The 20,621-nt window shown below is 63.8% G+C and carries 16 protein-coding genes; 3 read left to right on the plus strand and 13 right to left on the minus strand.

What is annotated here, in order from left to right; genetic code table 11:
• Positions 1–314: 314 nt before the first annotated feature.
• From ACIQTS_RS03350 to ACIQTS_RS03375, 6 genes are all read right to left on the minus strand, one after another.
• On the minus strand, positions 315–815 hold the full coding sequence (locus tag ACIQTS_RS03350) for a hypothetical protein (protein WP_402471226.1): 501 nt from the start codon (positions 813–815) through the stop codon (positions 315–317).
• Positions 816–931: 116 nt separating this feature from the next.
• Complete coding sequence (locus ACIQTS_RS03355) at positions 932–1,534, minus strand: hypothetical protein (RefSeq protein WP_402471228.1); 603 nt, start codon at positions 1,532–1,534, stop codon at positions 932–934.
• Positions 1,531–2,157, minus strand: a complete 627-nt coding sequence (locus ACIQTS_RS03360) for a hypothetical protein (protein WP_402471231.1) — start codon at positions 2,155–2,157, stop codon at positions 1,531–1,533. Before ACIQTS_RS03360 ends, ACIQTS_RS03355 begins: the two co-directional genes overlap by 4 nt.
• A 64-nt stretch (positions 2,158–2,221) precedes the next feature.
• A complete protein-coding gene (locus ACIQTS_RS03365; protein WP_402471233.1) occupies positions 2,222–3,607 on the minus strand; it encodes a hypothetical protein in 1,386 nt (461 codons plus the stop codon).
• An 18-nt stretch (positions 3,608–3,625) separates the two neighbouring features.
• On the minus strand, positions 3,626–3,949 hold the full coding sequence (locus ACIQTS_RS03370) for a hypothetical protein (RefSeq protein WP_105656206.1): 324 nt from the start codon (positions 3,947–3,949) through the stop codon (positions 3,626–3,628).
• A gap of 133 nt (positions 3,950–4,082) precedes the next feature.
• Positions 4,083–4,370: a WXG100 family type VII secretion target gene (locus tag ACIQTS_RS03375; RefSeq protein WP_066141890.1), complete on the minus strand. Its 288-nt coding sequence runs from the start codon at positions 4,368–4,370 to the stop codon at positions 4,083–4,085.
• Between the two features lie 145 nt (positions 4,371–4,515).
• On the opposite strand from ACIQTS_RS03375, the gene ACIQTS_RS03380 reads away from it, so the two are divergent.
• Both ACIQTS_RS03380 and ACIQTS_RS03385 read left to right on the plus strand, forming a co-directional pair.
• Positions 4,516–5,562, plus strand: a complete 1,047-nt coding sequence (locus ACIQTS_RS03380) for an RDD family protein (RefSeq protein ID WP_332595097.1) — start codon at positions 4,516–4,518, stop codon at positions 5,560–5,562.
• Positions 5,559–10,013: an FtsK/SpoIIIE domain-containing protein gene (locus ACIQTS_RS03385; protein ID WP_402471236.1), complete on the plus strand. Its 4,455-nt coding sequence runs from the start codon at positions 5,559–5,561 to the stop codon at positions 10,011–10,013. The genes ACIQTS_RS03380 and ACIQTS_RS03385 overlap by 4 nt, the downstream gene beginning before the upstream one ends.
• 22 nt (positions 10,014–10,035) lie before the next feature.
• Here the strand turns inward: ACIQTS_RS03385 and ACIQTS_RS03390 are convergent, their stop codons facing one another.
• Positions 10,036–11,484 (minus strand): amino acid permease, encoded by a 1,449-nt coding sequence (locus ACIQTS_RS03390; RefSeq protein WP_402471239.1) that lies wholly within the window; start codon positions 11,482–11,484, stop codon positions 10,036–10,038.
• A gap of 130 nt (positions 11,485–11,614) precedes the next feature.
• On the opposite strand from ACIQTS_RS03390, the gene mmuM reads away from it, so the two are divergent.
• On the plus strand, positions 11,615–12,562 hold the full coding sequence (mmuM, locus tag ACIQTS_RS03395; RefSeq protein WP_402471240.1) for a homocysteine S-methyltransferase: 948 nt from the start codon (positions 11,615–11,617) through the stop codon (positions 12,560–12,562).
• A gap of 114 nt (positions 12,563–12,676) precedes the next feature.
• Here the strand turns inward: mmuM and ACIQTS_RS03400 are convergent, their stop codons facing one another.
• The 6 genes from ACIQTS_RS03400 to ACIQTS_RS03425 form a co-directional block, all read right to left on the minus strand.
• Positions 12,677–13,441, minus strand: coding sequence for a hypothetical protein (locus ACIQTS_RS03400; RefSeq protein WP_402471243.1), 765 nt, complete (start codon positions 13,439–13,441; stop codon positions 12,677–12,679).
• A gap of 126 nt (positions 13,442–13,567) precedes the next feature.
• Positions 13,568–14,386 (minus strand): xanthine dehydrogenase accessory protein XdhC, encoded by an 819-nt coding sequence (xdhC, locus tag ACIQTS_RS03405; protein WP_402471245.1) that lies wholly within the window; start codon positions 14,384–14,386, stop codon positions 13,568–13,570.
• Between the two features lie 2 nt (positions 14,387–14,388).
• Positions 14,389–16,722: a xanthine dehydrogenase molybdopterin binding subunit gene (gene xdhB / locus ACIQTS_RS03410; protein ID WP_402471247.1), complete on the minus strand. Its 2,334-nt coding sequence runs from the start codon at positions 16,720–16,722 to the stop codon at positions 14,389–14,391.
• Complete coding sequence (locus ACIQTS_RS03415; RefSeq protein ID WP_402471249.1) at positions 16,719–18,224, minus strand: xanthine dehydrogenase small subunit; 1,506 nt, start codon at positions 18,222–18,224, stop codon at positions 16,719–16,721. Before ACIQTS_RS03415 ends, xdhB begins: the two co-directional genes overlap by 4 nt.
• A gap of 272 nt (positions 18,225–18,496) precedes the next feature.
• Positions 18,497–19,999: an NCS2 family permease gene (locus tag ACIQTS_RS03420; RefSeq protein WP_402471252.1), complete on the minus strand. Its 1,503-nt coding sequence runs from the start codon at positions 19,997–19,999 to the stop codon at positions 18,497–18,499.
• 12 nt (positions 20,000–20,011) lie between these two features.
• Entirely contained in the window at positions 20,012–20,497 is a 486-nt protein-coding gene (locus ACIQTS_RS03425) for a nucleoside deaminase (protein WP_105656196.1), read from the minus strand.
• Positions 20,498–20,621: the final 124 nt, after the last annotated feature.

The raw sequence follows: 20,621 nt of genomic DNA on the forward strand, positions 1-20,621 counted from the left end.
GCCCGTCCCTCTAGCTAACCCAACCAAAACAATCCCACAATATAACCCCCCCCCCCCCCCCCCCCGCGCCGCGCCCCCCCCCCCCCCCCCCCCCCCCCCCCCGCTTCTGTCGTAATGCATGTCGGGCATGATGGCTCAGAACTGCTTGCGTTCGATCAGTGTGCTTTCGATTTTGTGAAACCGACAGCGGACCGCTCCGCTTCTAGCAACGTGCTGAGCCGCAGACCATTACAGCCCCGGGCGTTTTGCAGGATTCTCAACCGCTTGAAATAACGGTTAGCGGCATCGGCGATGGAGCTCCAGTACGCGGAGATTCAGAACTGCGTAGCTCGTGCCTCGAATACAAGGGGTATGCCGCGTTTTTCGAATTGGTCCAGCATTTGCTCATAAAGGGTCCGGTACTCTATGGCAGGGTAATGGCGAAGCGAAACCCGAACGTATGTCGTTCCATCCTTGGAGTTTCCAATGGGGCCATCCACGGAATCATCAACATAAATTTCCAATGACCGGTTCAGATCGGCTCGGTCCCAAAGGACTTTGACTTTCGCATTATTTACATGCTCGATACCTGTCACCGAGGTAATCGAATCCCAGTTGATCTTGCGACCGCCCCGAACGGTCAGGCCGCTGGCTTTGAATCTCAGGTCGATCGCCTCGTTGCCCTTGCGTGCCGCGCCTTTTAGTGCGGTGACAAGTGCGACGACTCCGAAAATAGCAAGAATGGCTCCGATCACGGTCGGAATTCCTTGCAAAACAATCTGGGATAGATAACTTGATGTCGAGGGTAAATCATTCGCGATTAGATAGATTCCCACGATGCACAGAATCCCGCCCAACAGCACTAGGGAAAACCCCTTGTCGATTCTTGGATATAGATGCAAGGAGTTAGTTACAAAATCTTTGTGTTCGGGGAGCCTGGATCTGGCAGTATTCAATTCTCATCCATTTCACTATCGAATTCATCCTCTTCAAAGTTGACGGCTTCGAAAAAGTCGATCATAGGGTCCATCATGAAGCTCAACGCAGACAGGTCCGAGTCGTAGGCTTCCAGCAGGAATACCAGCCCGTGCGAACGCGCAACGGTCCTCACATGCCCTACGGCAGGCATGACTGCTGTGTCCGCATCTCCTGACCGCGCGTCCATCGCTATGACCGACGTCAACTGGAGAATCTGGCCAACCGACTCCGATTGGTATTCGCTGGTTTGGACAGGCGTGGCTGGCTCGTAAATCGGCATGGCCAATTCCGCCAAGCTCTTTTCTGGCTCATCGTCCAGAACTATCAAGTGGGCAGTGCCCAGTGCGTGTCCATCTTCAGGCGAAAACCAGAGTGTATGCTCGGCTTCGGCTATCTGGTTGTTCGCCACGTCCAAAGCCAGCTGCTCATAGACCTTCCGCAGCTCAGGATCTTCCGGGATGGCCAATTCCGCAAGGTCCTGTGCCCATTGCTCCGCCGTCTCCCAATTATCTTCAGGAAATGAGCGAGGTACTGGAATCCAGAATTCCAGATCCGGTTCAATCTCGTATGTTGTCATTGAATTGGCACCCATTTGAAAGTTCCCAGTATCGACAAGCCCAACGACCTTAATCCTTCGGCGAATGCCTCACCATTCTCCGACTCAACGTGCGCGTAGGAATAAAGCAACCACAATCCAGCTTTTGGATCCGGATCGATGCTTCCATCCGGCAAAGGACGAGGAACAACCATGTTCAGGCCATTGTTCTTGAGCTCGGGAGCTTCGGCGGTTTGCTCCGCGGAAGACCAGAGGTACCAGTCTGCTCCGTCGGCATCTTCGATTTCGATCTGGTTGCCGCCTGCGGCCTTTCGCGCAGCATCCAGCAAAGTGCCGGAGGGCCCCACCTTGAGTGGTGTCAGGATCACGGAAACCGGCATTGCACCGACGGCAAGTTTCTCTACCGGCATTGCGAAACCAAGTGATCCACGGCGCCTCAAGTACTCGAATGTCTGGTGCATTTGCCGTCGAAGCATCAATACCAGGTCTGCGCGCCCAAGTGCCTTGGGCTCAGCAGTCACCAGCTTCGTCAAAGCCTGCTCGTGCTCCACACTGCTGTTGAATTCGCGCCAACCTGCCGGATAAAGCAAGCTATATCCGATGCCTCGGGGACGCGCCATCGACGCTGGTGGTGTTGCGCTCATCGTTTCTCCCGCCAATTCAATGTGTAGCTCGGATGTTCACTTTACGGATTGCTCCGCGCCGAAGCTACTTCTCGCGAGTCAGGTCCCAGAGGCTAGGAGGCGCGGTTACTATGACGTTGCCCCGGTCTTCCCAGTTCCCGTGCTTCGCAATCTTTTCCGCCCAGGCTCTGGCCTGAGGACCCATGTCGTCAGGGTTCTTCAGTATGTAGGCAGCCATTTCGCGATGCTTTGTTGCGCTTCCCTCCGAGATGTACTTAACGTATGTCTTCCAGTCGCCTTTGAATTCCTTATTGAAACCATCCAAATACTTATTGCTCTTGCCGGAAACGGTCTGCTGGTACTTTTGCTCGATCTTGCGGTTATTTCGCCGGATCTTGGCTTTGGTCGGACGGTTTCCACGGATCGTAGTTTTCGGTGGGCGCTTGGTGCCCGACTTGATGGAAGACCTGACAATGCCGCGCCCCGTGCTGGAACGCGTTTTGCTAAAGGCCTTGATGATGTTCCGAGGTCCTGCTTTGGATCCTGCCTTGATCCCCGAGGGAAATGCCTTGCTTAAGCCGGAGAAGGCTTTTCCAGCAAAACGGCCGAAGGGGATAATTCCGACTACCGCTATCAGCAAACTGGTCCAGTCGCCATCGCCTTGGACCATCTTGATGACCTCGATTGCCACCACGGCAACGGCAGCGATCACCGCAATTGCTGATGCGATCGGTCCCCACACCGGCGAAGTGATGAACAAGGCCGCAATACCCACGCCCAAGGCAATCCAGCCTAGAACCGAACCCAGGGTGGAGAGGAACTTGTCATCGTTGTCCGCGGCTTTGAAGGCATCCTCGATTTCGCCGACTGCCTCATCGTAGGCATCTTCCCAATAGGAAACGCGACCGTCGAATTTGCCCCACAGCTCACGCAGTTCTTCTTCGGCTTCTTCGCGCGCAGCGGTTGCTTCTGTCAGGTCGCTTTTGGCTTCCGCTTTTTCCTCGTCGGTCCCTTCGCTGAAGCCGAGGAATCCGTCGGCATCATCTACCGCGCCTTCGGCAGTGTCTTCTTGGCTTCTCTTGGTTTGCACGCTCTGGTGCGCATCCTCGATGTCCGTGATCAGCGCGTTCAAGCTCGTGTACGAATCCACTCCGCCCTCAGCGGTGCACATTTGGAGCGCGCCTTGGACCCGGTCCAAAGCATAGGAATATTTCTTCAGGGCCTGGCCTGTGCCGTCGTATCGGATGGCCGCCTTGCGCAACTCGGGAAATACGTCTCCAGCGTTCTCACGCAGCTTGGCGATAGCTTCAGACTTCAGATCCGACGTCCCGTTACTGATGTCTTCCAGCCTGGCCGCAGAGCGTTCCATCTCCTCGCCCGAGGTGATCAAGTCCTTGGCGCTCCGGAGCAGGTCATCAGGATTTCCGTCGATGAGCTGCAGGGTTGTACCCTTTGGCGATTCCAAGGTCATGTCGTCAACTCTCTCAGTTTACTTAGCTTCTTTGGGGGCATCGGAAGCACGTGAATTCAAGAAGGCCTTCTTCGTTTCCAGATCCCACTCTTCGAATCCATCCTTGATGTCCTTCAAGCCGGTATGCACTCCTTCAAGATTCTTGAGGAGGTCATCTCGGGTATCGTTCCAGTTGTCTTCGAAGTCCTTGACTCGGTCTTTCAGATCGCCTTTGCCCATCGGGTCTCCCACTGAGCCGGCCATGCCCTTGGCAAAGTCAGACGCATTCTCGAAATCCTTAATACTATTGCCTAGCTCCGTGACAATTTCTTCCAGGCGCGCCAAATAGATTTCATCGGCCATAGTGCAAACGACTCCTCAGGTATCCAGCGACGACGCTGCAGGACAATTCGGTATTCAAGGATCAGGCGGTGCAAGAAAAATGTGGCCGCCCGTAATTTCCCAAGGCGGCCACATTACCCCGTAAAAAACGGTCCTACTTGCCAGCCATGGAACGGTCGGTGTCCTGGATCTGCTCCATCATGTCGCGCAGGGCGATGGCCATGTCATTAATGCCGTCGAAAGCCTTCTTCAAGCCATCGTTCAGGTCCTTGTAGCCTTCGCCGAACTGGCCCGAAGCGTGCTCGGTGGTGAAGTCTTCGCCCAGCAGCTTGTCCACGCCGGACTGCAGCTGCTCAAGAACGCCATCCAGGTCTTCGCGCCCGGTATCAAGCTTCGATGCCATGGCTTCCATTTCGCCGTAATTGGCCTTGAAATCAGTCACAACAATGCTCCTCAACTCGTCGACTGGCCCGCTTGCCGGGCCACTCTAGTTCGTTCACAGTCTAGAATAATGTGGCAGATGGCCTCCGTTCAATGGGGAGAACTCCCCGTGGCAGGCCGGCATTGAACTGAAGTAGAAAGGTCCCATGGACGTCGTTTCAGCAGCAGCCCTCGCCAAATCCTCCACCCTCGGAATGCGGCCGGCCGAAGCACGCCTGCGCATTTGGTCCTACCTTATCGACTACGCTATTTCGCTGGCTGCATTGCTGCCCGCCGGCATCGGCTACGTGATTTTCCGGGTGACTGGGCAGTACTCCACCGTTCCGCTGGTCCTGTCCGCGGTCAGCGCCCTGCTATTGCTGGTCTACCTGATTGTCTTGCTCACGATGAACAGCCGCAAGGGCTCTTCGCCCGGCAAGTCCGCCATGCGACTGCGCGCCACCGGACTGGGCCGCTTCGCCGCACCGGGTATCCCCCGCGTTATGGCCGCGTCTTTCGCCTTCCTGCTCAGCCATCTCATCCCGCTCATCGGCCCCGTCCTGCTACTGGTCTCCTGCCTGTTCGACAAGGAGCACGGCCGCGGCTGGCTGGACAAGATTGCCCAGACCTATGTGGTCGATATCCGCAATGGACTGGACCCCACCAACCCGCGGGCGCTGGCCCGTGCCGAATACCTGCTCTCGCGCCCGGACCGGGACATTTCCGAGCATCTGCCGCCGCTGGGCACGATCGAAGATGACGCCGGGCGCGAAGAGGCCGCCGTGCCTTCGCGTGCCCGGTCCACCGCTGGCATTGTCGGAGCGCAAAACAGCGACTGGCATTCGCCTTCGGAGCAAGGGCTGGGAATCGTCCGCCGCGCGGCCTTCGCCTTCGACGACGGGTCCTACATCCCGGTTCCCGAATCCGGGCTGATCGGGCGTGCGCCCCAGGCCACCGCGGGCACCGGCAATGAACTGCTGGTCGCGCTGAAGGACCCGGAACGTCTGATGTCCAAAACGCACCTGGCCTTCGGCTGCGACGGGGCGAATGCCTGGATCATGGACCTGGGATCCAGCAATGGCACCCAGGTCATCGTCGCCTCCCGCGCCCCTCACAATGCACCGCCCCATGTCCGCCTGCATCTGAATGACGGTGACGTCGTCCAAGTCGGCAGCCGCACCTTCCGCATTACCTTCCAGGAGACCGCCAAGTGAAAATCAAGGCCACGCTCAGGCGACCGGACACCAGCACCGTGGACGTCATCCTGACCTGCGATGCGACCGCCACCGTGGGAGATGCCGCCCGCGCCCTGGCCGGGGAGCAGGTTCCCGAGCATCCCACGCTGCTGGCCACGGCCACCGGCACCGCCCCGGTGCAGCTCGATCCGCACACCCCGCTGGCCGAAGCGGAACTGGGTTCGGGCTTCGCCATCGAAGTCGTGCCGACTACCGACGCCTTCGTCTCGGGCGGCTCGGCGGCCGCGGTGCTGCGCGTGGCCAACGGCCCGGATGCCGGCATGGCCTTCGCGCTGCCCGCCGGCACCTCCTATGTGGGGCGCTCGGAGAAGGCCACCGTGGTGCTCAACGACCGCATGGTCTCCACCCGGCATGCGCGCATCGAGGTGGGCAGCAAGATCGAGCTGGTCGACCTGAACTCCGCCAATGGCATCCTGGTGGATGGCGGGCTGGCCCAGCGCGTCTCGGTGATCCCCGGCCAGCTGATCACCCTGGGCGCCACGGATGTCTACTTCGAGCTGCTGCAGGCGAACACCACCGGGCAGTCCCCGGTTTACGAGAAGGGCGGCTCGATCCTCTTCAACCGCTCGCCGCGGGTGGAGATCCGCTACCCCGGCGAGGAACTGCCTCGCCCGGCGATCCCGCAGGAAGCCAGCCCCAAGCTCTTCCCCTGGCCGATGATCTTCGCACCGCTGATCATGGGCCTGACCATTTTCTCGCTGACCCAGCGAGCGCTGTCGCTGATCGTGGTGCTGGTCTCGCCGCTGATGATGCTGGGCAACCTGATCGGCCAGCGCACCCAGAACAACAACAAGCTGCGCCTGGAAATCGAGACCTTCGAACGGCAATTCGAAGTGCTGGAAGATGACCTGCTGGCCGGGGAGGAAGCCGAACGCTCCCACCGGCGCAGCGAAGCCCCAGCCACCGCAACGGTCTTCGAGCAGGCCGAGTCCCTGGGCCAGCTGCTCTGGACCCGGCGCCCGGAGCACTGGAACTTCCTCTCCCTGCGGCTGGGCTCGGGAACCGCCCGCAGCCGCACCACCGTGGCCCCGCTGGCGGACCGGGCAGGACTGCAGGAATACGTCGAACGGGTCGAAGAGCTCACCGAGCAATACCGGATGATCGACGATGTGCCGATCATCGAGCTGCTGCCCTCTGCCGGCGCCATCGGCATTGCCGGGCCCCGGTTGCAGTCCGCCGATGTCCTGCGCTCGCTGGCCGTGCAGCTTTTCGGCCTGCACGCCCCCAACGACCTGTGCACCGCCGCGATCATCGACCCGGCCTGGACCGGGGACCTGGAATGGTTCAAGTGGCTGCCGCACACCACCGGGCCGCGCTCCCCGCTGGCCCAGCTGGCGCTGGCCGATACCCAGACCTCGGGCACCGTGCTGCTCAACGCCCTGGAAGAGCTCATCGCCCGGCGCAACGACCCGGCTTCCTACCGGCTGGGCCCGCTGTCCACCCGCAATTCCTCCATGGAGCTGGGCAAGGAAGCCGGCGAGCAGAACACCAGCGTGCCGTTAGCCAAGGACCTCTCGCTGGTGCTGTTCGTCAGCAATGACGCCCCGGTGGACCGCGCTCGGCTCTCGCAGATCATCGAGCGGGGACCGGCCGTGGGCATCTACACGATTTTCGTGGCCCCCACCGTCCAGTCCCTGCCCGCGGCCTGCCGCACCTTCGTGGATGTCACCCGGGGCCTGGAGGATGCCCGCGTGGGCTGGGTGCGCGCCGGCGAAGAAGCCCGCCAGGTGACCGTGGAAGGAGTCTCGCGCGAGCATGCAGAGCACTTCGCCCGTCGGCTGGCTCCGATCGTTGACTCCAGCTCGCTGGTCCCGGACTCTTCGGATATCCCGGACTCGGTGTCGCTGCTGCGCATCCTGGGCACTGATCTGGCCGAAGCACCGGACGCGGTGCTCGAGCGCTGGAAGCAGAACAACTCGGTGATCGACCGCGCCTCCACCGGGCCCCGGCCGCGGCTCAAGCGCGCCGGAACCCTGCGCGCCTACATCGGCCAGAGCACCCCGGATGCGATGAGCCTGGATCTGCGCACCCAGGGCCCGCACGCCCTGGTAGGCGGCACCACCGGCTCGGGCAAGTCCGAATTCCTGCAGGCCTGGGTGCTGGCGATGGCCGCCGAATACAGCCCCGACCGGGTCACCTTCCTCTTCGTGGATTACAAGGGCGGCTCGGCCTTCGCCGACTGCGTGGAGCTGCCGCACTGCGTCGGGCTGGTCACTGATCTCTCCCCGCACCTGGTCCGCCGCGCGCTGACCAGCCTGCGTGCCGAGCTGCACCACCGCGAGAAGCTCTTCCACCGCAAGAAGGCCAAGGACCTGCTGGAGCTGGAAAAGCGCCAGGACCCGGAGACCCCTCCAGCGCTGGTCCTGGTGGTCGACGAGTTCGCCGCCCTGGCCGGGGAGGTCCCGGAATTCGTGGACGGCGTAGTGGACATCGCCCAGCGCGGCCGTTCATTGGGCATCCACCTGATCCTGGCCACCCAGCGCCCGGCCGGGGTGATCAAGGACAACCTGCGCGCCAACACCAACCTGCGCGTGGCCCTGCGCATGGCCGACGCCGCCGACTCCAATGACGTGGTGGAGGACCCCATCGCCGCCGGCTTCGATCCGTCGTTGCCCGGCCGCGGCATCGCCAAGACCGGCCCGGGCCGGCTGGTGCCCTTCCAATCCGGCTACGCCGGAGGCTGGACCACCGATGAGCCCGAAGCGGCCGAAGTGCGGGTTGAGGACCTGCGCTTCGGCGGCGCGCGCGTCTGGGAGCAGCCTGATGCGGGGTCCGAGGAAATCGAGGAGAACAGCGGCCCGAACGACCAGAAGCGCCTGGTCTCCAGCTTCATCGCCGCATCCAACGGGGCCGGGATCCCGGCACCCCGCCGGCCCTGGCTCGATGACCTCTCGGCCACTGTGGACTTGCGCGAGCTCGCCCCGGACTCGGACAGCCGGATCCCGCTGGCCCTGGCCGACATCCCCGAGCACCAGGCCCAGGAAACCGCCTGGTTCAAACCCGATACCGACGGCCACCTGCTGGTCTACGGCACCTCCGGCGCGGGCAAGTCTGCGGCCCTGCGCAGCATCGCGATCGCCGCGGGAGCCAACCCTTCGGCCGGCACCGCAGCGGTGTACGCACTGGAATTCGGCACCAGCTCGCTGCGGTCGCTCGATCCGCTGCCGCATGTCGGCGCGGTGATTGGCGGCGATGACGTGGAGCGCATCCAGCGCGTCTTCCGCATCCTGGCCGAGCACCTCGATGAGCGCTCGGCCCGGTACGCGGCCGCAAACGCCGCCTCTCTGAGCGAATACCGCCAGGTCACCGGAGACTTGTCCGAGCCGCGCATCTTCTTGCTGATCGACGGCTTCGGCCAGTTCCGCAGCGACTGGGAGCTGGGCCACGGCCGCGGCGAGTACTACCAGGTGTTCATGCGCATCGTGGGCGAAGGCCGCCCGCTAGGCGTGCACGTGGTCACCACCGCCGACCGCTTCGGCGCGGTGCCCACCGCGATCAGCGCGAACATCACCCAGCGCGTGGTGCTGCGCATGGCCGACGAGCAGGCCTACAACGTGCTGGGCGTGGCCAAGGATGTGCTGGGCGAACGCAGTGCCCCGGGTCGCGCCATCATCAAGGGCCACGAGGCGCAGATCGCCGTGCTGGGCGGCACCGCGAACGTGGCCGAGCAGACCGCGCTGACCACCAGCTGGGCCCAAGAGCTGGCAGCTTCCGGTGCCCCGCAGGCGGCCGGAGTCGAGTCGCTGCCGCAGGAATTCTCCGCGGCGGCGCTGCCCGACACGGTCAACGGGCAGCCGGCCATCGGTCTGTCGGATGCCACCCTCGCACCCTGCGGCTTCGAGCCCATCGGCACCTTCGTCATCGCCGGGCCGCCGCAAAGCGGGAAGACCAACACCATGCGCGCCATGGTCACCGCGCTGGAACGCGCCAACCCGGCCACCCAGTTCTTCCACATTGGCGGCCGGCGCGCCGAGCTGCGCGGCTGGCGGACTTGGAACGGCGCGGCCTCGGGCCCGGCCGAGACCCGGCAGTTCGCCAAGGACATGCTGGATCTGGTCGCCGACGATTCCATGCCGGGCAAGATCGTGTTCGTTGTGGAGAACTTCACCGAGTTCGCCGATTCGGATGCCGAGCGCCCGCTCAAGGAACTGCTCAAGGCCATCAACCGCTCCGACCACTTGTTGATCGCCGACGGAGACATCAACGCGTTCTCCTCCAGCTTCGGACTGCTCGGCGAACTGAAGTCCAACCGCCACGGCATCGCGCTCAAGCCCGACGCCTACGACGGGGACTCGCTGTTCAAGGTGCCCTTCCCGCGCGTCAAGCGCCACGAATTCCCGCCGGGCCGCGGATTCATGGTGCAAAACGGGCAACGCACCCTGGTCCACCTTCCACTCGTGGAACAGTAGGGCCGCAGGACTCTGCGCCGGTTCAGTTTCCCGCGAACGATCCCGCACTTTCGGCTTCACGCTGCGGGCTGAACACCCCAGCGCCATGGCGCCAGCGGTAATAGGCCAAGCAGGCAAGCGTGAACGGAACACCGAAGTACAGTGCTGGACGCTGCACTGGATCAAAAGCCACGCCCACCAGCGAAGTGCCAAGCAGCACCAAGGCGATGATCGGCAGAATCGGGAACAACGGTGCCCGATAGGGCAGGGAATCGGTGGATCCATGCAGGGCAACGTAGTGCCGGCGGAACGACAGGTGCGATGCGCAGATCACGATCCACACCGCTACTACCGCAAACCCGGCAATGGATACCAAAGCCATGAAGAGCGACTGCGCCGCGATAAAGCTGGAGAACAGCGATACCAGTCCGCCGAGGATCGACAGGCTCAGGGCCAGCATCGGAATGCCCCTGCTGTTGGTCTTGGACAGGGCCTTGGGCGCCTGGCCTGCGGCTCCCATGGAATGCAGCATGCGAGCGCATGAGTACAGTCCGGAGTTTCCTGCCGAGAGCAGGGCGGTGATGATCACGAAGTTCATGATGTCCGCACCGGCTGGCAGGCCGGCGACATCCAGGACCGTGACGAAGGGACTTTCATTCGCGCCCGCCTCGGCAAACGGGATGATTGCGGCTACGACCACGATGGCACCGATGAAGAACACCGCCAGGCGAACAACGGCGGTGCGGATGGCCCGCGGAATGCTCAGCTGCGGGTTCTTCGCCTCGCCGGCAGCTACGCCGATCAGCTCGGTACCGCTGAATGCGTAGAACACCGACAGGACAGTGAGCAGTACTCCGGTAATCCCCGCAGGGAACAGTCCCCCTTCGGTGCTGAAGTTGGACAGGCCAATCACGCCGGCGTCACTGGCTGGGTTGATGCCGATGATCGTGGCGGCGCCAACGACAATCACCAGCAGCACCGCCACCACCTTGATCAGCGCAAACCAGAATTCGGTTTCGCCGAAGACCCGCGATGAAGTCGCATTCAGCGCAAATAGCAAAGCAGCGAAAACCAGTGAGAAAACCCAGACGGAAATCGAGGGGAACCAACGTTGCATCAGCAGCCCGGCTGCGGTGAATTCGCTGGCCAGGGCTACCGCCCAGCACAGCCAGTAGAGCCACGCCGTGGCAAAACCCCACGCTGGTCCAAGATCACGGGTGGCGTGTGCATGGAATCCTCCTGCCACCGGATGCCGCGCCGACAGCTCTCCCAGCCCGCTCATCACCATGTAGGCCACCAAGGCTCCGACTGCATAGGCCAGCACCGCGCCCAGCGGCCCGGCTTGGGCAATGGTGTATCCGGAGGAAACGAACAGGCCCGAACCGATCACCCCGCCCAAAGCGATCATCACCAGATGACGCGAGGTCATGGTTCTTAGCAGTCCGGAATCGGCTGGTGCAGTCTCGTTGGTGCTGACGATGCTCTCGGTCATGGGGCTCCTTGTGGAATGAATGCGCTTGCAGGATATCGAGCTTGGACGGCAGTCCCGGACGGGCATGTCATCTGTGGTCACACGGCGTCAAGGTCGGTCATCCAAGCACTCGGCGTGTACCCTCGATGACGTGCATATCCCAAACCACCCCAGCAATTTCCGTGACGCATTGTGCGCCGAAGGCAGCCCGCCAATCATCCTCGACGGCGGTCTCGGCACCCATCTGGCCGATCGCGGCAATGACGTGACCGGGCACCTGTGGTCAGCGCAGATCCTCATGGACCGTCCCGAAGAGGTCCGCGCGGCGCACCAGGACTTTTTCGCTGCCGGTGCCCAAGTTGCCACGACCTGCTCCTACCAGGTCAGCTATGACGGCCTGGCTCAGGTGGGCTCCGAGCAGCAGATGGAACAAATGCTGCGCACCAGCGTGCGCCTGGCGCGAGAAGCCTCCAGCGTTGGGAGCGCGGACGCAGCACGCTGGGTGGCCGCCTCGGTGGGTCCCTACGGTGCCGGACCGGGCGCCGGGACCGAATACGACGGCGCCTATCGCAAGACGGCCTCCGAGCTGGCCAACTGGCACCGCAAGCGCTTGGAAATCCTGGCTGATGCCGGTGCCGATCTGGTCATCTTTGAAACCGTGCCAAGCCTGGGAGAAGCAGAAGCATTGACCGTATTGGCTCGGGAGCTGCAGCTGCCGGCGTTGCTCAGCCTTGCGGTGCGCGCCGATGACCAAGGCCGAGTGGTTCTGGGCGATGGCACCGATCTTCGAGTCGTAGCCGGAATCGTTCAGGAATCCGGCGTGTGGGACGCAGTCGGCGTGAACTGCTGCCCGGTACCCCAAGCGGTGGCCGCATTGCAGATCCTGGGAGAAGAAACCGGCTTGCCGCTGTCGGCCTACCCGAATAGCGGAGAAATTTGGGACCACGAAGCTCGTGTGTGGGTCCCAGGAACTGAAGGCAATGATTTGCCCGGAGCGGTTCCCGAACTCGTGGCCGCAGGCGCTCGTCTGATCGGCGGTTGCTGCCAGGTCACCCCGGGACAGATCACCCGGGTCCGCGAAGCCATCCAGCCCGGCTAAGGCCCGTCCAGGCACTTCGGCTTCCGCTGAACCAGCGGCTTGTCCGCAGGCCTGGACAGCGCGCGAAAAAGCCGGCAGCAACACGCAGTTGCTGCCGGCTTGAGACCGGTTGCTTTAGAACTCGAAGTCGCCGAAGTCCCCACCGGCGCCGCCCAGGAAGTCCCCGAACATGCCTTCGGCCTGGCCGCCCAGGCCTTCACCGGCCGCGGAGAGCTGTTCCCCGGCACCGGATACGGTATCGCCCAGACCCTCGGCCATGGAACCGAACTCTTCGCCGATACCGGCAAAACCGTCAAGCAGCGGTCCGGCAATGGCCGTGCCGATGAACGCACCTGCCACGCCGCCGAGCAGGCCAACACCCAAGCCGCCGGCCGCGCCGGCAGCCATGCCCAAGCCCCGTCCCTTGCCGCCGGAACCCAAGATCTTGTCCATGAACCCGGGACGCGACATCTCCGCGCGGGTTGCCGAACGGGCCAGGTCCCTTGGGTCCTGGCTCATCGGGCGTTCTGCCGGCGGCAACTGCTCGGAGAGTTCATGATGCAGCAGTTCGCGTTGCTGCGGGGTCAGCCGGGCGAAAGCCTCGGCGTGGGCGCGTTCCATATCCTGCGGCGGAGCGGTACGGAGCATGTAGCGGTACTTCTCGATCGCGGCCTGATCCTCGCGCGACGGTGCCGAGGCCGGCTGGTTGCCGTAGCCGCGCTCGCCGTAGTTCTGGTGCTGCGGCTGCTGCTGGTAGCCGCCGGGATTCTGCTGGTAGCCGCGTTGCTGGTTATTGGAGCCGCGCTGATTGCTATTGGAGCCGCGCTGGTTGAGCTGTTCCCGGACGTACTCGCCGGCCATTTGCTTGCCCTTGCGCAGCAGCTTGTCGAACATGGACATGGAATTGGCCTCCTAGACGTTGCGGGCGCGGTGCACGAAGCACCGCTCTCCCCTGTTTAAACTCCCCGGCATTGCTCCTTGTTCCCCACGTTAGACAATTCTCATAATCGCCCGTCGGCCCCGCATCTAGGCGCTGCGCACCGGCTGCTTTGCCCCGGACGTGATCCTCGCCAGCAAGTCGGCAGCCACGGACACCGCAATCACCGCCGGCTGCTTGCCCCGCACCAGCTCGATCCCAATGGGGCACTGGATCGCCGCGATCTGTTCGTCGCTGAAGCCGCTGGCACGCAGATTCTTCTGGAAGCGGGCCCACTTGGCACTCGACCCGATCAATCCAATCGATCCCAAGCCCGGGTGGCGCAACGCGGCATCGCACAGGTGGAAATCCTCGGCATGATCGTGCGTCATGATCAGCACGTGCGTTCCCCCAGGCAGGCAGCTGAGCACCTGCTCCCCGAGCACCGCCACCGCTGAATGGATCCGCGCCACGCTGGGTTCAAGGGCCGGCAGGTCCTCCAGGAATTCCGGGCGCGAATCAACCAGATGCAGCTCCAGGTCATGGCGGGCGAGAATGCGGGCCAATTCCATGCCCACATTTCCCACCCCGAAGATCGCCACCGTGGCAGGAACCGGCAAGGGCTCTAGCAGCACCGTGATCTCGCCGCCGCAGCATTGCCTGCCGTACTTGGCCGGGGCCTTGTCGCTGAGCTTCATGGTGATGCTCTGCGGCTGGTTCCCGCCCGCGCTGATCATCTGCCGGGCCCGTTCCATGGCCGCCATTTCCAGGTTGCCCCCGCCGATGGTTCCGAAGATCTCCTGGCTGGCAATCACCATTTTCGCGCCGGCCTCGCGTGGGGCATGCCCGCGCACCGCGGTGATGGTGGCCAGCACCGCGGGACGCCGTTCATTGCGCAGCGCGGTGACAGCTTCAATCCATGACAGCATGGCTACCTCTCCTCCCGCGCCGCTTCGATCGCCCAGAACACCGCTTCCGGAGTCGCCGGGGACGCCAGCGGCACCGGACGCCCGGAGCGGCCGAAGGAGGCAATGGCCTGCCGCAGTGCCTCGCGCACCGAGAAGGCGAGCATCAGCGGCGGTTCTCCCACGGCCTTGGAACCGTAGACCGCGCCTTCCTCATGCGCCTTGTCCAGCAAGCTGACGTTGAAGACGTCAGGCATCTCGGAGAAGCTCGGGATCTTGTAGGTGCTCGCGGCCTGGGTGGCCACCCGTCCGCGGCCCGGGCCATCGGAGGTGTCCCAGCGCAAATCCTCCAGGGTCAGCCAGCCAGCCCCCTGCACGAACCCTCCCTCGATCTGCCCCAGATCCACCAGCGGCGAGAGCGAATCGCCCACATCATGGACGACATCCACGCGGCGCAGCACATAGGAGCCGTCAAAGCCGCTGACTTCCACCTCGCTGGCCGCCACCCCGTAGGAGAAGTACTTGAACGGGCTGCCCGTCATCCGCGACAGGTCCCAATGCAGCCCTTCGGTCCGGTAGAAGCCGGCGGCCGAAAGCTGGACCCGCTGGAAGTACGCGGCGTTGACCACTTCTTCCCAACCCAGCGATTCGCTCTTGCCCAGCGCGGTGACCCTGCCGCGGCTGAAGCGCAGATCTTGCGCCGGAACCCCCAATTTTCCGGCGGCCACCTGCGCGAGCCGGCCGCGGATCTGCTCGCACGCATCCTTGACCGCGCCGCCGTTCAGGTCGCTGCCCGAACTGGCTGCGGTGGCCGAGGTATTGGGCACCTTGTCGGTGCGCGTAGGGGCAATGCGCACCTTGGATAGCGGCACGCCCAAGGCGGTGGCGGCCACCTGCAGCATCTTGGTATGCAGGCCCTGTCCCATTTCGGTGCCGCCGTGGTTGACCAGCACCGAACCGTCCTTGTAGACCAGCACCAACGCGCCACCCTGGTTGAAGGCGGTGAGGTTGAAGGAGATGCCGAATTTCACCGGCGTCATCGCCAGCGCCCTTTTGGCGTGCTCGTGCCCGGCATTGAATTCTGCGATCTGCTCCTCGCGCGCGGCGATATCTGCCGAGCCGAGCAGCTGGCTCCAAGCTGCCTCCAAGCGCTCGGGATGCCGGACCGGCTGGTAGTACGGGGTGTCCTGTCCCTGGGTGTAGAAATTGCGGCGGCGCAGTTCCCGGGCGTCCAATCCCAGCTGCGGGGCCACCCGGCCCAGGATGTCTTCCATGACCAGCATGCCCTGCGGACCGCCGAAGCCGCGGAACGCGGTCTGCGAGGTCTTATGGCATTTGGCGATGCGCCCGTTGACCCTGATATTCGGGATCCAATAGGAATTGTCGATATGGCACATCGCGCGGGTCAGCACCGGTTCGGACAGATCCAGGCTCCACCCGCCGTCAGCGGTCAGCTGGGCCTGCAGGGCCAGGATCTTGCCCTGCCCGTCGAAGCCGATTTTCCAGGTTGCATGGAATCCGTGGCGCTTGCCGGTCATGGTCATGTCCAGGGTGCGGTCCAGCCGCACCCGCACCGGCCGTCCGGTGAGCACCGCACCGAGGGCCGCCACCGCGGCATAGCCATGGGGCTGCATTTCCTTGCCGCCGAAGCCTCCTCCCATGCGCAATACCTGCACGGTGACCTCGTGGGCACCAATGCCCAGCACATGCGAGACGATGTCCTGGGTTTCGGTGGGATGCTGGGTGGAGCAGTGGATCATGATCTGCCCGCTCTCATCCACCATGGCCAGCGAGTTCTGCGTTTCCAGATAAAAGTGCTCCTGGCCGGCGAACTCGAAATCGCCCTCGAAAACATGGGCCGCCTGCGCGAAGGCTGCCTCCGGATCTCCCTTGGAGATCTCGGGCTGGATGCCGTGGAAGCTGTTGGCCCCGATCGCGTCCTTGATGGTGATCAGCGAATCCAGTGGTTCGTACTCCACGCGCACCGCCTTGGCCCCGGCCTTGGCAGCTTCCAGGTCTTCGCCCAGGACCCACGCCACCGGCTGGCCGAAGAACATGACTTCTTCCACCGGGAGCAGCGGTTCGTCGTGCTTGGCGCCCTGGTCATTGACCCCGGGGATGTCTTTCACGGTGATGACCCGGACCACCCCGGGTACCTGCTGCGCCGCGCTGGCATCCAGGCCCAGGATTTTTCCATGGGCGCAGGTGGACTGCACCGGGTAGGCATGCAGGACCCCGGCCAGACGCGCAGCCAGGTCGTCGGTATACAGCGCGGTGCCGGTGACGTGCGCGGCCGCCGATTCGTGGCGGTGGCGCTGGCCGACTACCGGAGCGTCGGGGCGTTGGGATAGCTGGCTCATGAGTTCTGCTCCTGTCCTGCTTCAAAGCGGCGTTCAAGCTGCTGGGCATAGAACCGTTCAAGCGAGGAGGCCAGCATGGCCTTGCGGTAGTTGGCGCTGGCCCGGTGGTCATCCATCGGGGTTCCTTCGGTGCCCATGGTGCGCGCGGCGGCCCGGATGGTTTCCAGGTTCCACGGCTGGCCTTCCAGCTCGGCTTCGGTGGCCACGGCGCGCAGCGGGGTGGCGGCCACGCCGCCCAGCCCGATCCTCGCCGTGGTAATCATGCCGTCCGACACCGTGAGCGCATAGCCGATGGCTACCGAGGAAATGTCATCGAAGCGCCGCTTGGAAATCTTCTGGAAGCTGGTCAGCGGTGCCAGCGGCAGCGGGATGCGGATCGCGGTGATCATCTCCCCCGGCTCGCGCACGGTCTGCCGGTAGCCGGTGAAGTAGTCCGAAAGCGCCACCATCCGGTTGCCGCGGATGCTGGAAAGCACCAGCTCGGCCTCCAGCGCCAGCAGCGCCGGCGGGGTGTCGCCAATGGGCGATCCGGTCCCCAGATTGCCGCCGATGGTTGCGCTATTGCGGATCAGCCTTGACGCGAACTGCCCGAAGAGCTGGGAGAGCAGCGGAACCTGCCCGGCGAGCTTGCGTTCCAGTTCGCTCAGGGTGCAGCCTGCACCCAATTCAAGGTACTGCTCGTTCCAGTGGATCTGGCGCAGCTCGGGCAGCCGGTCGATGGCCAGCACCGAGCGGGCGCGGGCGCCCTTGATGTTGACCTCCACGCCCCAGTCGGTGGCACCGGACACCAGTACGGTCTGCGGTTCGGTTGACAGGATCTGCAGTGCCTGGTCCAGGTCCGCCGGCCGGCGGAAGCGGCCCAGGTCCCCGGTAGGGGTATCGGCGCGCTGGATGTCGGTGGCCACCGGTGCCGGGGCCCGGTGCTGGGTCCGGGCAGTCAGCGGGTCATCCGGCTCAGGCTCGCCCAGCGCGTAGGCGGCGTCGCGGATCGGGCGGTATCCGGTGCAGCGGCAGAGATTGCCCGACAGCGCGTGCAGGTCGAATCCATTCGGTCCGCACTCGTGCTCCCCGCCATCACCCGCGCTGACTGCGGGATTGGCGGTCCGCTCGGGGCGGTAGTATTCGGCGGCCATGGAGCAGACGAATCCGGGGGTGCAATAACCGCACTGGGATCCGCCGCGGTTGGCCATCTCTTCCTGCACCGGATGCAGCGCCGCGACGCTGCCCAGCCCTTCGGAGGTGATGATTTCCTGGCCGTCGAGCGCCGCGGCCGGCAGCAGGCAGGCGTTGACCGCCGTCCACCTGCTGCCTTCCCCATCGCTGCGGGCCACCAGGATCGAGCAGGCGCCGCACTCGCCCTCGGCACAGCCTTCCTTGCATCCGATCAATTGCTGCCCGCGCAGGAAATCCAGCGCGTTGGTATGCGGCGGCCCGTCGAATTCCCGGACCTTTCCGTTGACCGTAACCTGGCATTTCGTCTCTTGCGTTGCCTCGGCGCTCATGCCGTTGACACCTCCTGCGCCCGGGTATCGCCCGGCGCACCATGAATGAATTGGATAATGGGTGGGATCTGGCGCCCTGCCGGAAGTTCCAGGCTCGTCCAGGGCGCCGCCGCGTGCTGCGGCGGGATCAGTTTCCGTGCGCTATCTGGCCCTTGGACCAGGCGAGGCATCCGCCCATGATTACCCTCCAGAATTCGGATCATTCACATCCATGCAAACCATCAAGGTGAGCCACCTCACCTCAGTGGATCCTTACTATAGCCCGTATCAGCTCAGGCCAGTAGGGCCGTAATCGGGCCCCGTGCGAAGTACACCAGGAAGCCCAGCGCCACCACCCACAGCAGCGGGTGGATCTTGGCGTACCGCCCGGCCGCGGTGTTCACCACCACCCAGGCGATGAACCCTGCGCCAATGCCATTGGCAATGGAGTAGGTCAGCGGCATGGTGATCAGGGTGAGGAACGCCGGCATGGCGCTGGAGAACCGCTTGAAGTTGATCTCGCGGATCTGCGCGCACATCAAGGTGCCCACCAGAACCAGTGCCGCGGCAGCCACCTCGATGGGAACCACGGAGGTCAGCGGCGTGAAGAACATCGAACCCAGGAACAGCACGCCGGTGATGACCGAAGCCAGCCCGGTGCGCGCTCCTTCCCCGATGCCGGCCGCCGAATCCACGTAGACGGTATTGGAGGAGGACGAGCCCATGCCTCCGGCCACCGCGCCCAGGCCCTCGACCACGAACGCGGCCTTCAGCCGCGGGAAGGTTCCGTCCTTGCGCGCCAGACCGGCATTCTTGGCCAGTCCGGTCATGGTGCCCATGGCGTCGAAGAAGTTCGTGAACACCAAGGTGAACACCAGCATCGTGGCCGCCAGCGCGCCGATCCGCCCGAAGGAGCCGAACAGGTCGAACTCCCCGGCCAGCGACAAATCCGGCAACGAGACGATATTTCCCTGCAGCACCGGCATGTTCAGGTGCCAGCCATGCGGGTTATCCGCGCCGGCTGGCCCGATCCTGAACACCAGCTCGGCGATCATCGCCAGCACCGTGGAGATCACGATGCCGATCAGGATCGCGCCCTGCACCCCGCGGGCCACCAGCGCACCCATGATCAGCAACCCCACCACGAAGACCATGGTCGGGATCGAGACGATCGACCCGCCATCGCCCAGCTGCACCGGAGGCCCGGCGGCGGTACGGGTAACGAAGCCGGAGTCCACGAACCCGATGAAGGTGATGAACAGCCCGATGCCCACCGTAATGGCGGCCTTCAGGTCCTTGGGGATGGCCCGGAAGATCGCGGTGCGCACCCCGGTCATCCCGAACAGGACGATCAGCACGCCGTTGACCACCACCAGTCCCATGGCCTCGGGCCAGGTGACGTCCTGGATCACCGAGACGGCCAGGAAGGAGTTGATGCCCAGCCCGGCGGCCAGGCCGAAGGGCAGGTTGGCGATCAGCCCGAACAGGATGGTCATGGCCCCGGCAGTCAGCGAGGTCATGGCCCCGACCTGCGCGGCCGGAAGCCAGTTGCCGGCCACATCCACGGGTGCGGCCTCGGCGCTGAATCCGCCGAGGATCAGCGGGTTGAGGATCACGATGTAGGCCATCGTGAAGAAGGTGACGATCCCGCCGCGCAATTCCCGCGCCAGCGTGGACCCGCGTTCGGTGATGCTGAAGAACGCATCCAGGATGCCGCCCGGCCCACCCGGCCGGCGCGGCTTGCTGCCGCGCTGCGCGCCCTGGGGGCCAGCTGGCCAGCGACTTGTCGTGGTCATGGTCCTGGACCTTTAGTAGTCGGTCCGGGATTCTTGCGAATCCCATGCCTTGAACGGCAACAGGTGCTCGCCGCCTTCGGACTGGAAGCAGTTCACCGGCATCAGCGAGCGGTTGGATTTTGCTTCGAAATAGTCGTAGAACACCGCGTCGTCGAATCCGGCGGCAGCCGCATCATGCCTGTTGGCCGCGAAGAAGACCTTGCCGATGCGGGCCCACAGCGAGGTGGCCAGGCACATCGGGCAGGGTTCGCAGCTGCTGTAGAGCACGCAGCCGCTCAAGTCGAAGGTCCCCAAGGCGGCGGCCGCGGTGCGGATGGCCACCACTTCGGCGTGCGCCGATGGATCATTGTTGGCCGTGACGCGGTTGACCCCTTCGAAGACCTGGCCGTCGGGGGCGACAACGACGGCGCCGAAAGGCCCGCCGGCGTTGTGGACATTTGTGGTGGCAATATCGATGGCCATCGAAAGATAGTCTTGGCCAGTGGTAGTAACGCTCATCGCGTGGCTCCTCATGCTTTGGACAAGAGAACCGCAGCGCGCTGCTTGGCGCTAGCTACCGGTTGCGCTTGTCACCTGAAATCGATCAGTTGCATGCCCGGTAGATAGCGACCCATCAGGTGGG

Source organism: Glutamicibacter sp. NPDC090743 (genome assembly GCF_044769125.1).
Classification (GTDB): Bacteria; Actinomycetota; Actinomycetes; order Actinomycetales; family Micrococcaceae; genus Glutamicibacter.